The organism is Methylolobus aquaticus, assembly GCF_054172105.1.
Window position 1 is genome coordinate 195,299 of the sequence record NZ_JBSYXP010000009.1, and the last position, 13,410, is coordinate 208,708.

Annotated in this window: 9 protein-coding genes; 1 reads left to right on the forward strand and 8 read right to left on the reverse strand. The window is 60.9% G+C overall.

Annotated elements, in window-relative coordinates; genetic code table 11:
- Positions 1 to 570: 570 nt before the first annotated feature.
- From rbp to ACW73L_RS14050, 7 genes are all read right to left on the reverse strand, one after another.
- Positions 571 to 861, reverse strand: a complete 291-nt coding sequence (gene rbp, locus ACW73L_RS14020) for an RNA-binding regulator (RefSeq protein ID WP_129883779.1) — start codon at positions 859 to 861, stop codon at positions 571 to 573.
- Between the two features lie 98 nt (positions 862 to 959).
- Positions 960 to 1,235 (reverse strand): RNA recognition motif domain-containing protein, encoded by a 276-nt coding sequence (locus ACW73L_RS14025; RefSeq protein WP_129883780.1) that lies wholly within the window; start codon positions 1,233 to 1,235, stop codon positions 960 to 962.
- 798 nt (positions 1,236 to 2,033) lie between these two features.
- Positions 2,034 to 2,240, reverse strand: a complete 207-nt coding sequence (locus ACW73L_RS14030) for a hypothetical protein (RefSeq protein WP_129883781.1) — start codon at positions 2,238 to 2,240, stop codon at positions 2,034 to 2,036.
- 236 nt (positions 2,241 to 2,476) lie between these two features.
- A complete protein-coding gene (locus tag ACW73L_RS14035) occupies positions 2,477 to 2,893 on the reverse strand; it encodes a hypothetical protein (RefSeq protein ID WP_498922854.1) in 417 nt (138 codons plus the stop codon).
- Between the two features lie 122 nt (positions 2,894 to 3,015).
- Complete coding sequence (locus tag ACW73L_RS14040) at positions 3,016 to 3,411, reverse strand: CBS domain-containing protein (protein WP_498922856.1); 396 nt, start codon at positions 3,409 to 3,411, stop codon at positions 3,016 to 3,018.
- A 198-nt stretch (positions 3,412 to 3,609) separates the two neighbouring features.
- Positions 3,610 to 4,977 carry an NAD-dependent succinate-semialdehyde dehydrogenase gene (locus tag ACW73L_RS14045; protein ID WP_498922858.1) on the reverse strand — a complete coding sequence of 456 codons (1,368 nt, stop codon included), beginning with the start codon at positions 4,975 to 4,977 and terminating at the stop codon, positions 3,610 to 3,612.
- A gap of 7 nt (positions 4,978 to 4,984) precedes the next feature.
- Positions 4,985 to 7,297, reverse strand: coding sequence for an NADP-dependent malic enzyme (locus ACW73L_RS14050; RefSeq protein WP_498922860.1), 2,313 nt, complete (start codon positions 7,295 to 7,297; stop codon positions 4,985 to 4,987).
- A gap of 489 nt (positions 7,298 to 7,786) precedes the next feature.
- Here ACW73L_RS14050 and ACW73L_RS14055 point away from each other — a divergent pair, with 489 nt between their 5' ends.
- Complete coding sequence (locus tag ACW73L_RS14055; protein ID WP_498922861.1) at positions 7,787 to 10,222, forward strand: LamG-like jellyroll fold domain-containing protein; 2,436 nt, start codon at positions 7,787 to 7,789, stop codon at positions 10,220 to 10,222.
- Between the two features lie 723 nt (positions 10,223 to 10,945).
- Here the strand turns inward: ACW73L_RS14055 and ACW73L_RS14060 are convergent.
- Positions 10,946 to 12,508, reverse strand: coding sequence for an FG-GAP-like repeat-containing protein (locus ACW73L_RS14060; protein ID WP_498922862.1), 1,563 nt, complete (start codon positions 12,506 to 12,508; stop codon positions 10,946 to 10,948).
- Positions 12,509 to 13,410: the final 902 nt, after the last annotated feature.

Consider the following 13,410-nt stretch of genomic DNA (forward strand, 5'->3'; position numbering starts at 1 on the left):
AAGCATTACAATAACCCGTTAGTTTAACGAATCAGCGTTTTGAACGCGACTCTCCGTCGTGTGGTGCGCACCAGCGCACTGGCGGAACTCGGAGAGGGCAGCAGTGGGCCGGAATCCGCCGGGCCCGGCCGCTCGGCTGAAGAGGGATAGCGCGACGCCGCCAGAAGTGGCGGCACGCCGCGTGACTTGGTCGGCAGTTGCTTCGAGCCGCGGTTAGGGCCGCCCCCGAGTTGCTTTTGCCTACCTGAACGCAATCGAAAGAGCCGAGGGTGAGCGGCTATCGCGAACCCGATCGGGCGAGCGACGTGCCTTCGTAACTGTTCACGTCCCCCGCGCGCGAGCGGTCCGGGAGGCCGAGACAAACCGTGAATCCGTCCCTGGAGGCTCGGCTGCGTGTTCCCTCCCGCAGACGGTCTCGCCCTCCCAGCCCGCTCCCACTACCCAACACGTCAGCAGGGTGAATGGTTACCGTGCCTTCTGAGCCTTGGCACAGTTCCGAGGGGCTGGAGGGGGCTCGGACCTATCTGGCCGTCGCCCCTCTCGGGATGAGACGAGTAAGGACGGTAAGGCTCAGTAACGTCTTCCGCCACCGCCGCCGAAGCCGCCGCGATCCTGCTGCGGACGCGCCTCGTTGACGGTCAACCGGCGCCCTCCAACTTCCTTGCCGTTCATGCCGGCAATCGCCGCTTTGGCATCCTGATCGCTGCCCATCTCGACGAACCCGAAGCCTTTGGATCGCCCTGTGGCCCGGTCGATGATCACCTGGACCGACTGGACCCTGCCGTACGCACCGAACAACTGTTCAAGGTCCTGATCGGTCGTGTCGTAGCTCAGGTTACCGACGTATAACTTACTGCTCATAAAAGACACTCCAGAAATCCAGCACGCCAAGTGCGAAAACGCCGCCGGTCACGAAACCCGGCCCAACCCAATGCAACCGGGAGTCTCAGCCGCCGCGCCTAGCGGCGGCGGCCGCCACTGCTGCCACGGCGCGCGCGCGGCCTTTCTTCGTTGACCCGCAGACTGTTGCCGCGAAGATTATATCCATCCAGGCCGGCGATGGCTGCCCTGGCCTCGTGGCCCTCCATCTCGACGAACCCGAACCCGCGGCAACGGCCCGAGAAAATATCACGCACCAATTCGATCGAACGAACGCGGCCGTAGGCAGCGAACAGCTCGGTAAATTCGCCGTCGGTGACGTCGGGGGGGAGATTGCCAATATAGATTCGAAGCATGAGCACGGTCCTCCATCGTGTGCCGAAACACAGGGCCGCGCCGCGAGAGCGGGGCTTTCGCAGTCGTCGGCTTCCCGGTCCGGCCGGGTATTGCAAAATAGATCGCTCAGATTCGGTGAACCCGGCCACGCCACGACGATGAGTTCCGTCGCGGAGAAGCCGTCGATGATCCACTGGGAATTTAAGCGGGGCGTTCGTAGGCGCGTCTCGCCAAATCACGCCACAAAACTCTCCCAATACAGGTTGGGAGACTGCGATTCCTCGAGTTGCCAGCGCGCAGCTCAAGCGCTGAACGCGATCGACGATCCCGTGGCATCGGGCGGCCGAACCGGATTCGGCGAGCAGCCAGGATTACCGCGGAGGGTCTTGGAGGATCAGGTGGGCTTTGCATACAGCCATCCGGGCACTCTGCCATGAGAGCTAAACCGGAACAGCCGGGGATTTGGCCTGCGAAGCAGCTAACCGCTTAACAGCTTATCCTGCTTCGTGTGCTTTGGCCAATCGATTTTTTCGGTGGCCCCTTTAAACGATGCGTGCAGCAACGGCGAGGCCCATCCGGGCGATCGGCCAGCCCACACCGGGAAGGGGTCGTCGACCCGACTGAATCTCCCGGCCCGAGCCTTTTGCGGCCCCGCGACAGCGACGCTCTGGTTACTTCGGGGGCGCTCTGCAGACAGTGATTGCGCGATACCGTCCGCCCACCTTACGCCGCCGTGGGCAAGGCTTCGGGTGGTCATGACTCCGATCAACGCACGCAGCGGCTGCCCGCAAGGCTCTTCCGTGCTACGCGGTCGCGCGTCACCCAGAGAACAGGCGCGAAAACAGATAAGCGGAACTGCTCGCGACGAAAACGGCCCCCATCATGGCGAGCCAGTACTTACGCGCCCGCAAACCCAGCGCGCAGAGGAGCAGACCGGCCAGCAACGAGTACGACGCTGTGCCGAGCATCATCTGTTCATCGACAGCGGCACCGACCTGCTCGGCCGAATTTTCGCGGTAACGCATGGTTTGTTGGGGAAACGGCTAAATCAGTCAGGCAAAAACTTCCGCATTCGACGGGGTGCGGGGCATGTCGGTCGAAGACGAACTGCCTCATTCGGCGATTTCTGCGGTAGAGAGTCCAATCGCCAAGAACCTTGGCGGTAAACCATCCTGTCTCGTCTGGCAACGCGAACCGCATCTTGTCACGCCGAGTCTGAACCCAGCCGGGGGAGCCTTCCTTCAGAGGCTTCGCAAGGACTTCAGACCACCATCAACAGCATCGCCAGAACGATCAGTCCACCTGCCAGGTAGAGTAGCTTTTGATACCAGCGTGCCGACCGCCACAAATCGATCAGGGCCGCGCGAGCATCGTGAACACTCTGTCGGCATTCGCCCGAGACCCGCTTGATCCATGGGGTCAACCGCCAGGCGCCGAACAAGGCAAGCGCGATGAGCAAGCCGACACTCATCCATGCGGCGCGGCCCTGCGCCTTTTCGTAGGGAAGGCCGAAGACCTTCTCCAACAACAGCATGAATGCCGTGTGAGTCACATCGACCAGCAATTCGACGAACTCCACGAACAACGTGACGAGCACTTCGCCGCCGAACAGTATCGCGGCAATCGCCGTCGCGATCAGAATGATCTTCCAGGGGATTCTCCGCCCCGACTCGCTCATGAAGCCTCTCTGTCACGCGATTTGATGACGGACCGCTGGCGGGTCCGCGAACACGCGTCCTGTCACAACCCGGCCCCGACGCCCCGGCTTAATCGATCGGGCCGCCGGCACATGCCGTCCCGTCATGCCATGGCAATCAGCGCTCGCAGGACATCGACACGACTGATCACTCCGACGAGCACGCCGTCCTCCATTACGGGATAGCTGCGATAAGGCTCCCGCATGAACATTTCCGTCACATCGAGGATACTGGTTTCGGGATCGATGACCGGGATATCCGTGGCCATGTAATCACGCACCTTACCGCCCGGATCCTCATGGTAGCCCGCATGATAGGCGACCCGCAGACAATCGGACTCGGAAAAAGAACCGACCAGCTTGCCATGGTCGTCCATGACGACCGCTGAAGTGATCTTATGCTCTAGCATCTTGCGGATCGCTTCGTAGACGCTCATGTCCGGCGTGAACGAAACCAGACGCGTGGTCATGTAACTGCGGACGCTGATCTGTCGCAACATGGGGTTACCTCCTCGCTGTCTTACGGCGGCGCGCAGCACCGCCCCGTGATTTAGGCGCGGTTCGGGAGCGCGCCATTGTCTGAGATCGCAGGCGGCCCCGCAATAGTTGCTAGCGGCAGTTTTTCCACATGCAGCGAGAGAGGTCGGGCGAGTAACGCGGTGCCGAAGCACCCAAACCGCTACCCGGTGCGTCCCGGTTCAGGCAGGGTCGATCCAGACCGAGCGGGATGCACAGAACTCAAGCATGCCCTGGCGGGAGAGTTCCCGGCCATAGCCGGACTGTTTGATTCCCCCGAACGGCAGACGAGGATCGGAGAACGGCGCACGATTGACGAACACCGCGCCCGCATCCAGCTGAGCGCTCACGCATGCGCCCCGCTCGAGATCCCGGGTCCAGACCGATGCCGCAAGCCCATATTCGCTCGCATTCGCCACGCGGATCGCCTCGGCCTCGTCGCGAACCCCGATCGACACCGCCACCGGACCGAATACTTCGTCACGACCGACAGCCGCATCGGCCGTCACCCGGATCAGCAGGGTCGGCGGGTACAGAAAGCCCGGTCCGGAAGGCATGCGCCCACCCAACGCAAGCTCGGCACCCGACTTCCGTGCCGCCTCGACCTGGCCGTGCAACTGCTCCCGCAGATCGCCGCGGGCCATCGGCCCCAGATCGGTTTCCGCATCGCGTGGGTCGCCGACGCGCAGCGCCGCAAGCCGCTCCAGCAACGCATGCTCGAAGGACTCCCGCACCGCTTCGACCGCAATCAGGCGTTTGGCCGCGATGCAGACCTGCCCGCAATTCTGGAAACGCGACGCCACGGCCGCCGACGCGGCCGCTTCAACGTCGGCATCCGCGAGCACCAGGAACGGATCGGAGCCGCCGAGTTCGAGCACCGACTTTTTCAGTGACTGACCGGCCAGACCCGCGACGATGCGTCCCGCCCTCACGCTACCGGTGATGGTCACCGCAGCCACTCGCCGGTCCGCGATCACCTGTGGAATCCGCGGTGTATCGATCAACAGTGCGCGAACCAGACCCTCCGGGAACCCTGCTGCGCGAAACAGCTGCTCGATGTCCAGCGCGCAGCCGAACACATTCGGCGCATGCTTCAACAGAATGCCGTTGCCGGCGAGCACCGCGGGAATGCCGAAGCGCAGCACCTGCCAGAACGGGAAGTTCCACGGCATGATCGCGAGCACCACGCCGAGCGGCAGCAGATCCACATGGCTGTCGAATGCCTCGGTTGCAACGGCCTCGGGGCGCAACCACTCCTCGGCGCGCTCCGCAAAAAACTCGCAGGCTTTCGCACACTTCTCGATTTCGGCGCAACCCTCCCGCAATACCTTGCCCATCTCGGCAGCCATCCGGTCGGCGTACCGGTCGCGGCCGTCGCGCAACAAATGACCGAGCCGGAACACGCGCTCGGCGCGTTCACGCACTGTCCATCGGCGCCACGTCCGCTGTGCCACGCGAGCTTGTTCGAGCGCATTTTCCAGTGCGGCCGGCGTCATTTCGGGATAGGTCGCCAGCGGCTCTCCCGAGTACGGATCGACGGTGGTGAACACGGGCTCGTCAACGAATGCGTAGGCTTGCCTGAGTGGCGCTCTCGTGCGACTCCGCCGCCTGCGCGCCCACAACGGTGAACGCCGTCATGTTGACGATACGGCGCACCGTCGCGCTCGGCGTCAGGATATGGGCCGGCCTGGCGGCACCCAGCAGGATGGGGCCGACCGTAATCGCTCCGGCCGCCGCAGCGCGCAGCAAGGTGAACGAGATGTTGGCGGCATCCAATGTCGGCATGACCAGAAGGTTCGCTTGGCCGTGCATGCGCGCGTAAGGAAAAACCCGCTGCCGGATGTCGCCGGACAGCGCCGCGTCGCCGTGCATCTCCCCCTCCACTTCCAGTTCGGGCGCGATGTCGTGGATCAGCCGCAGCACGTCACGCATCTTCTGGGCGCTGGGGTTTTCGTGCGTGCCGAAACTGGAGTGCGACAACAGCGCGACTTTCGGCGTCATGCCGAAGTGGCGGATCTCCTCTGCAGCCAGGACAGTGATGTCCGCAAGCTGCTCGGCCGTCGGATCGGGATTCACATAGGTGTCGCAGATGAACAGGGTGTGGTCCGGCAACATCAGCACATTCATGGCGCCGTAGTTCCGGGTAGCGGGCTTGTGTCCGATGACGTTGTGGATGTATCGGAGATGCAGGCCGTACTGCGCGAAGGTGCCGCAGATCAGGCCGTCGGCCAGCCCGAAGCGGACCATGATCGCGCCGATCAGGGTCGTACGCCGGCGAACCTCCCGTTGGGCGAGCTCCTGCGACACGCCCCGACGCCACATCAGCTGGTGATACCACGTCCAGTATTCCTCATGGCGTGGGTTGGCATCCGGATCGACCAGTTCGAAATCCTTGCCGGCCTGCAGGCTCAGGCCGAGGCGCGTGATCTGCTTATGCACGACAGCCGGGCGCCCAATGAGGATCGGCTGTGCCAACCCCTCGTTCAGGACGACCTGGACCGCCTGGAGTACCCGTTCATCCTCGCCCTCGCAGAACACGATCCGCTTCGGTTCGCGCTTCGCCTGAGCGAACACCGGTCGCATGACCAGGCCGGTCTGGTAAACGAATTCGATCAGGCTTTGCCGGTATTGTTCGAAATTGGCGATGGGACGGGTCGCGACCCCCGATGCCATCGCCGCGCGTGCAACCGATGGTGCGATCTCCGAGATCAGACGCGGATCGAAGGGCTTCGGGATGATGTAGTCCGGCCCGAAGGTCAGCGTCTCGGTCCCATAGGCCTCGCGCACACGGTCGGCCTGGCCTGCCTGGGCGAGTCCGGCGAGTGCCTCGACACAGGCCTTTTTCATCTCGTCGGTCACGGTGGTCGCACCGACGTCGAGCGCACCGCGAAAGATGAACGGGAAGCACAGCACATTGTTGACCTGATTCGGATAGTCCGAACGGCCGGTCGCGATCACCGCGTCATCACGCACCGCCTTGACCTCGTCGGGCAGAATCTCGGGTGTCGGATTCGCCAACGCGAAGATGATCGGGCGCTCGGCCATCCGGGCAACCATCTCCTGCTTCAGCACGCCGCCTGCGGACAAGCCGAGGAAGACGTCGGCACCGCCTATGGCCTCGGCGAGCGTCCGGGCCGACGTATCCTTGGCATACCGCGCCTTGTTGTCGTCCATCTCCTCGACGCGACCGGTGTAGACGACGCCCTTGATATCGGTCACGAGGATGTTTTCCATCCGCGCGCCCAGCACGAGCAGCATATCGAGGCACGCAAGCGCTGCGGCGCCGGCACCGGACGACACGATGCGGACCTCCTCGATGGGCTTGCCGACGATCTTCAGCGCATTCAGCAAGGCCGCGCCGACGATGATCGAGGTGCCGTGCTGGTCGTCGTGGAAGACCGGAATCTTCATCCGCTCACGCAGCTTGCGCTCGATGTAGAAACACTCCGGCGCCTTGATGTCCTCGAGGTTGATGCCGCCGAAGGTCGGCTCCAGGCTGGCGATGATGTCGACCAGTCGGTCGGGATCCCGCTCGCTGATCTCGATGTCGAACACATCGATGCCGGCGAACTTCTTGAACAGTACCGCCTTGCCCTCCATGACCGGTTTAGCCGCATGCGGGCCGATGTCGCCGAGCCCAAGCACCGCCGTGCCGTTGGTGATGACTCCGACCAGGTTCCCGCGCGTGGTGTAGCGGTAGGAGTTGGCCGGATTCGCGACGATCTCTTCGCAGGCAGCCGCAACGCCGGGGGAGTATGCGAGCGCAAGATCGCGCTGGTTCGTCAGCTGTTTGCTCGGCGCGACCGAAATCTTGCCCGGCTTCTGGTGCTCGTGATAATCGAGCGCCGCTTTGCGCAGTGCCTCTTCCATTGGGATCGACTCCGGAATTTTCTGGAGCCGCCATGTTAGCCCAGTCCCATCGAGCGGCGGCATCGGGATGGGCCCTTTTCGGGCCCATCCAGGAAACCGTGTGTCTACCAAGTGGCTCATTTCGACGATCGCGCCCTCCGGACGGGCAGGGTAAGCGATCGAACGACCCTGCGTACGTCGCGCCGCCCAGCGCGCGGCTGCGCATCGTCTGAGCTCCGGCGAGCGGGTATCGTCGCCAGCACCCGCCGACCTACCTGCGTCGTAGACATCCGCTACTCCTTCCGTTCACTGAGAGCATTTTCCTAGGCAATCACGCCCATTTACGGACTAAACCCCAAGTGCTTGACTTATTCCAGCGATATTAAGCCTTAGTGAGGACTGAGCCAAACCCCGGAAGGCAAGAAAACAGGGCGTTAATGAGAGATCACTTTAGGAGAACCCCAACCAGGCACCCCTGAGCCTGGTAACCTGCAATGGAGATACCCACCCATGAACCACATAAAAGCGCGCTTCGCATCGCTCCTCACAGGGTATTTATGCCTTTTCCCGATGACCGTGTCGGCCTGGATCTTCGGGGCGACCTCCGATATCCATTCCAACGATGCAGTATACGGCCCGGCACCGACCGTAGTAGTCAATCGTGATCATCGACAACTACTCGATTTTCACGACAGCGGCGCACGGTTCATCATTCAAACAGGCGATTTGTTTGAAGGCATCTGGCTCAGCAACCAGAACATCCGCGCGACTTATGGCATTCCTCCGAACGGAACCTTCTCGCTGCCATATTTCATCGAAAATTGCGCCACCGTTTGCTTCGGGGACATCAAGAACCGCTTCGAAGGCCCTCCCGCCGGCCTGCCACTGATCAGCGCACTGGGTGACCACGAACTGGGTGACAACAACTGGCCATCAGGGTCGGAGAAAGCCCGTGCGATGGTCTATTTCAAACAAGCCTTTGCTAAGGCGTTTACGGTGAAGTCCGATGGCTCATCCCGCTATGATGGCTGGATTGGCACGGCACGGCAAAGGCCCGTCGGCACGCCCTACGAGAATACGTCCTATGCATTCATCGAGAACAACATCCTCTTCGTCATTCTCGATGTCTTCCGTTTCGAAGGCGCAAATCAAGTGCTCGACCCGCGTACCGGCGTCGTTTCGCCCGAGTTGGTTGGCGATCACCTCAACTGGCTCGATGCCGTGCTTGCCGCCGGAAGGAATCTGCCCGATATCCGGTTCATTTTTGTTGCCGGGCATACTCCAGCCATTCTGCCCATAAATCTGATCGATACGAGTGCCATGATTATCAAGGGCGCTGAAAGGTCGCCGCTCTGGCAGATCATCCGCAAGCATAAGGTCGATGTGTATCTGACCGGCGAAGTGCATTCATTTACCTCATCCGTCGACGATAGCAGCGGGACGGTACAACTGGTCAACGGATTCAAGGGATATAGCCATTCGCACTTGCTCTTCGACGTCACAGATAACCGGATCGACATCCAGCTTCGCGAGCACTCGGATACAACCTATACGACATTCAAAACCACCGGGACGATGACCATAACCAAGGGCGATGACAACGGCAACAACGTGATCACGGCAACAGGCAATCTGAAGCCGGTAGACCGCGCCGGAATCGTTCTCAACTACAACATGGACGGAACGGACTACTCACGCAACATTCCCAATAACGGGCAGTTATCAGAATACTATTACGGACTCGCCAAGAACGTAACGAGCACAGTGGGGATCGTTGGTAACGCAGGGCGATTCTCCGGCACATCACCGTCTTACATCGAACTTCCCGTTGCCAAGGCGCCCGTCCACCTGAATCCGATCATCTCGGACCACCCACGCAGCCTCGCGTGCTGGATCAACACGAGTTCCACCGGCAAACAGACCCTCATCTCGCTGGGATCCGGATCCAGCGCTTTTGCCTTGCAGATGAACAACGGGATACCCTCCCTGGTCGCCCATGGCAGTACAGTCAAACCGGCAGCCTCGCTACCCACTTTGAGCGATGGCCTCTGGCATCATGTCGCGACCACACATCCGGGGCACGGGGCGACCATGATGGCAGCCAAGTTGTATGTCGATGGCGTTGCACTCGCCGCCTCTGCGACCAATTCCGCGACCAAGCTGGATACGCTACCGTGGGGTGGCATTACGGTCGGAGCCGATGGGCAGAAGGCCAATGGCTTCAGCGGCTCACTGGACGATTGCGGCGTCTGGTCATCAGCGCTATCGGAAGGAATGATTTCGGCCCTGCACCGCTCCGGACGGGATCCCGGAATCGGGTTTGCCGCGGCGACGCTGGACAGGATCTTTACCGTATACCGCACCGGGAAAGCCGCCGAGGTGGACGGCGCGCGCTGGTCTCCGGCTGCAGGGCTGACGGGAGGCGCGGGCACCATCACGAAGGGGCCTTCCGGCGACTTCACCATCGTCCTCGGCCCCGACGGCTCGGGGGTAACGACCATCACCCATGATGGCCCGCCTCCCAACCGGCTCACGAATCCGGGGTTTGAAAACGATTTCGCCGGTTGGCAGGGCATAGGGAACGGCACCATCACCGGCGCCAACGTTCACAGCGGGCAGAAGGCCGCTCTCTACACTCGCCCGGTGGCCACCAAGACCATGCTATACCAGAGCCAAGGTGCCCTGCCCCCGGCAGCCTATACCCTCTCCATCTGGTACCAACGACTCAACGGCATCAAGTGGGCGCACCTGGGTGTCAAAGTACGCGATACCGCCACCGGTAAGGTCACGTATCAGAACACCGTTCCCATGAGTTCGATCGGCAGTTGGGCCGAAGCTGTTCTGGCCAATGTGCCGGTCACAACCGGGCAGACGCTGCAGTTCAATATCTGGATGGAAATCAATGCGGGCGGGACGCTTTACCTCGATGACGCACAACTGAGATGACGCGCGGATCACAAATCGCCCGGGGCACCGATATCCCCCAGCGCCGGCGACGGGTCTTTTCTTCACAGGCGGGCACTCGGTCTTCGGATGCTGACCGAATGAAGTGGAGGTGGCGCCGGGGCAATCGATGCGGGCGCCACTCGAACTTGCTCGGATAGCGCCTCCAGCAGAAAACTCGAGGTTCCTCCTCCCGGGTCGTCCCGCGCCGCTTGAGCTCAACGTAAGGCTGGCAACGCGACCGATCCAGCTCAGCCTAGACCAAGGCAGACACGCAGCCACTGTTCCCAAGCGTTCCGACCCGACGGCAGGGCGAAGCTTGACCTGTTGACCACAGCGAAGACTGCTGAAGAACAGGGCATCCGCTCCGGAGTGTGGCGGAGCATCCGGCAGCTAGGCCAGAGCCGGTCGGGCATGCAGACTACGACCAGCCAGCTCCACGCTTTCCGGCCCATCTTGGTCAGCGCAAGGAGTAGTCATCCCGATCATGTCGGGCGTCTCGACCTCAGCCTTCCGAAATCCGCAAGGTACGAATGAAGACAGCGAACCGCTGCTTGTATGAATGTTGCGGCGCCGGCTCGAATTCAACGTACAGGGCACGGCAGCCGCGGCTTCCCGCCAATCTGACGTACGAATAAGGAGGACTGGAGTGATCGCGATCGAAAGTGCCCGAGCTTTGCCTGCGCGGCGCGCCCATTCCGTGGCACGCCATGCATCAGAAAGGATTTATGGTGCAGTCAATGAAAAGTCATCGGCATAGACGCCCCCCCCGGCCGTATTCCAGATCTGCACCAAGATTGATGTGGTATTCGGAGGCGTCTCGAAGCTTACGGTGTGCTCCGCGTAGGACGTCCCGAACGGTGTCAGATTTCTGCCAGCCGCTATCGGTTTGCCGGACGCATCCTGGAACTGATAACCCGCTGCGGCCCAGTGGGGCATGTCGACCCTACCGGAAACCCGAAGGGTGTAGCGGGTATTGGCGCTCGCCGGGATGACCTGTCCGCCGCCGCCGCGGACATGGACAGTCCCGACCCAACTGCCACCACGAGTCTCATCGCGCGCGATCTGCAATGCACCGCGCCAACTGACCCACGGACTCAGCTGACCCGTCTCGAAGTCGCCATTGGGTATCAGATTCGTAGACGGCTGCACCGGCGGCGGGTCCTGAAAAAATTGAAGCGGCCCACCGTCGCCCACGCCGCGGCTGTTCACGAGCAGGATACCGGCTCGGCCATCGAGATCGTGATCGATGACGGCGACGCGCCCACCCGAGCCCTGGCTCGAAGAGGCCACCACCTCCGGCGTGAACACCCCGTTCCCACCGTTACGCAACAAAAGATCGGCCGGATTGGCAGACCCCGACGGATTCGTGCTGGAGACGTAGATATCCAGATCACCGTCGCCATCGACATCTGCCGTTACCGTGTCGTAGAGATTCTGCCCCGTGAAGCGCTGGGGCTCACCAAAGCTCCAGGGGCCTTGGCCGGGGTAGATGCGTACCTCCCGCGGGATCGTGACCACGAGATCGAGTTGACCATCCTGGTTGACATCAGCGGCGATGGCGCTGCGCGCGTAGTACCGCAAACCCAGCGTTGTCGTCATGTCGACGAAGCCCGTGCCGCCCGTATTCCTGAATGCGTAAAGCGTCGAAGCCCCACAGACCAATAGGTCATCGAAACCGTCTGCGTCCATGTCCACCGCAAAAGCTGGAGCGCCGCCGATCTCCTCAGTGAATCCGGGAATCACAAGTTCGCTGAAGCGGCTGCCAGCCTGATTGACGAACAGACGATTAGGGCTGGGGATTCCGTCCTGGCGGGGAAAGTGGTTGCCAACGAATAGATCGGGAAACCCGTCTCCATTGAAGTTAAGCCAAACCACACTGCGCGACCGTCCATGCGGATCAGTCACATTCCAGGCTGCCGCTTGGTCCTGAAACGAACCATCGGGTTGTTGGATCCACAGCTGATTCGCCTTCGTCGCCGTGCCGTGAGACGCCCCTCTGCCGCAGTACAGATCGAGCCGTCCATCTACGTTCGGATCGCCCCATTGACAGTCCAGCCGGTCGCGTATGCCGAAGTCGATGCGAGTGTCCTCGACGAAACTCCCGCCGACGTTGCGATACAGGCGAAACGGCAGGGTCCAGCGTCGATTGACCAGGATGTCCGGCCATCCGTCTCCATCATAGTCGGCAGCGGTCATGTGATACGCCGGGGTCGTCTCGGCTATCCCGATCTCGGCCGCAGTGTCGACGAGCGCTCCAGCCGCAGCGTCTCCACCGACCACACCCATGGTAAATAGAGCTGTGCAAATCGCCCGTCTCTCAAATTTCTTTGCAGTCAACATTGCTGTCATCCTTAAGATTACCCCCGACCAACGCTGACCCATCGAACCGACTCGGACAAAAGCACGCACGAAGTAGGACATGAGCAGTACGCCGATCGGACTACACCCCACGAATATTGGATACCTGAAACTATCCCAAATGAGCCGAACGCATTGAGCAAACGATACCCTCCTGCCATTTATCCGGCAAATGTCGAATTAACCTGATAGTTATTGGAATTGAACCGGCTTATTTCCGTCAATAGGTATCATTGCGTATCTCCTTAGACCTATGTCTTTATCGCTATCACAAGCGGCCCTTAACCTGTTCCGACAAACCAATACGGATGAACACAGGCCGCTCATAACCGTAGGAGGAGCGCAAACCAGCCTCCAGCACAAAAAAATGCGTCGCACTGAAGCTGCTCTGCATCACCGCGAGCGTACCCGACTAGCTGGGGCAATATTCGACACACAGGTCGTTACGGAGGTACCGACCTGAATCGCACCGACATATAGCTGATGTGTGGCTGATGGCCCGGTCGTTCCTGGACCCTAACCCATAATCCCAGTAAGCGCGCCAGCCGAAACACATGAATTCAAGTTGAACGCATACGATAGATCGCTAATGGCATGGCAGACCGACTCGCCCTGCCAGGAAAAATCGGTGCGAAGATGATCAACCATATGCATAGAAAAACGAGAGAAAGACCAATCCATTGACATCAATATGTCACCGGATAAACTGACGAGAAAGTGCCAATACCTGAATATAAATCGTCTTTTCACTAGCAGGATGGTGAAAAACCGCTCTGAAATTCCCCTTACCTTTCCCGCCGAACCAAATCGGCTGGGTGCGGGGTCGGTTT

Excerpts from the sequence above, each read along its gene's own strand:
- rbp (WP_129883779.1), bottom strand. The coding sequence starts at position 861 with ATGAGCAGTAAGTTATACGTCGGTAACCTGAGCTACGACACGACCGAT.
- ACW73L_RS14025 (WP_129883780.1), bottom strand. The coding sequence starts at position 1,235 with ATGCTTCGAATCTATATTGGCAATCTCCCCCCCGACGTCACCGACGGC.
- ACW73L_RS14030 (WP_129883781.1), bottom strand. The coding sequence starts at position 2,240 with ATGCGTTACCGCGAAAATTCGGCCGAGCAGGTCGGTGCCGCTGTCGAT.
- ACW73L_RS14035 (WP_498922854.1), bottom strand. The coding sequence starts at position 2,893 with ATGAGCGAGTCGGGGCGGAGAATCCCCTGGAAGATCATTCTGATCGCG.
- ACW73L_RS14040 (WP_498922856.1), bottom strand. The coding sequence starts at position 3,411 with ATGTTGCGACAGATCAGCGTCCGCAGTTACATGACCACGCGTCTGGTT.
- ACW73L_RS14050 (WP_498922860.1), bottom strand. The coding sequence starts at position 7,297 with ATGGAAGAGGCACTGCGCAAAGCGGCGCTCGATTATCACGAGCACCAG.
- ACW73L_RS14055 (WP_498922861.1), top strand. The coding sequence starts at position 7,787 with ATGAACCACATAAAAGCGCGCTTCGCATCGCTCCTCACAGGGTATTTA.
- ACW73L_RS14060 (WP_498922862.1), bottom strand. The coding sequence starts at position 12,508 with ATGGGTGTGGTCGGTGGAGACGCTGCGGCTGGAGCGCTCGTCGACACT.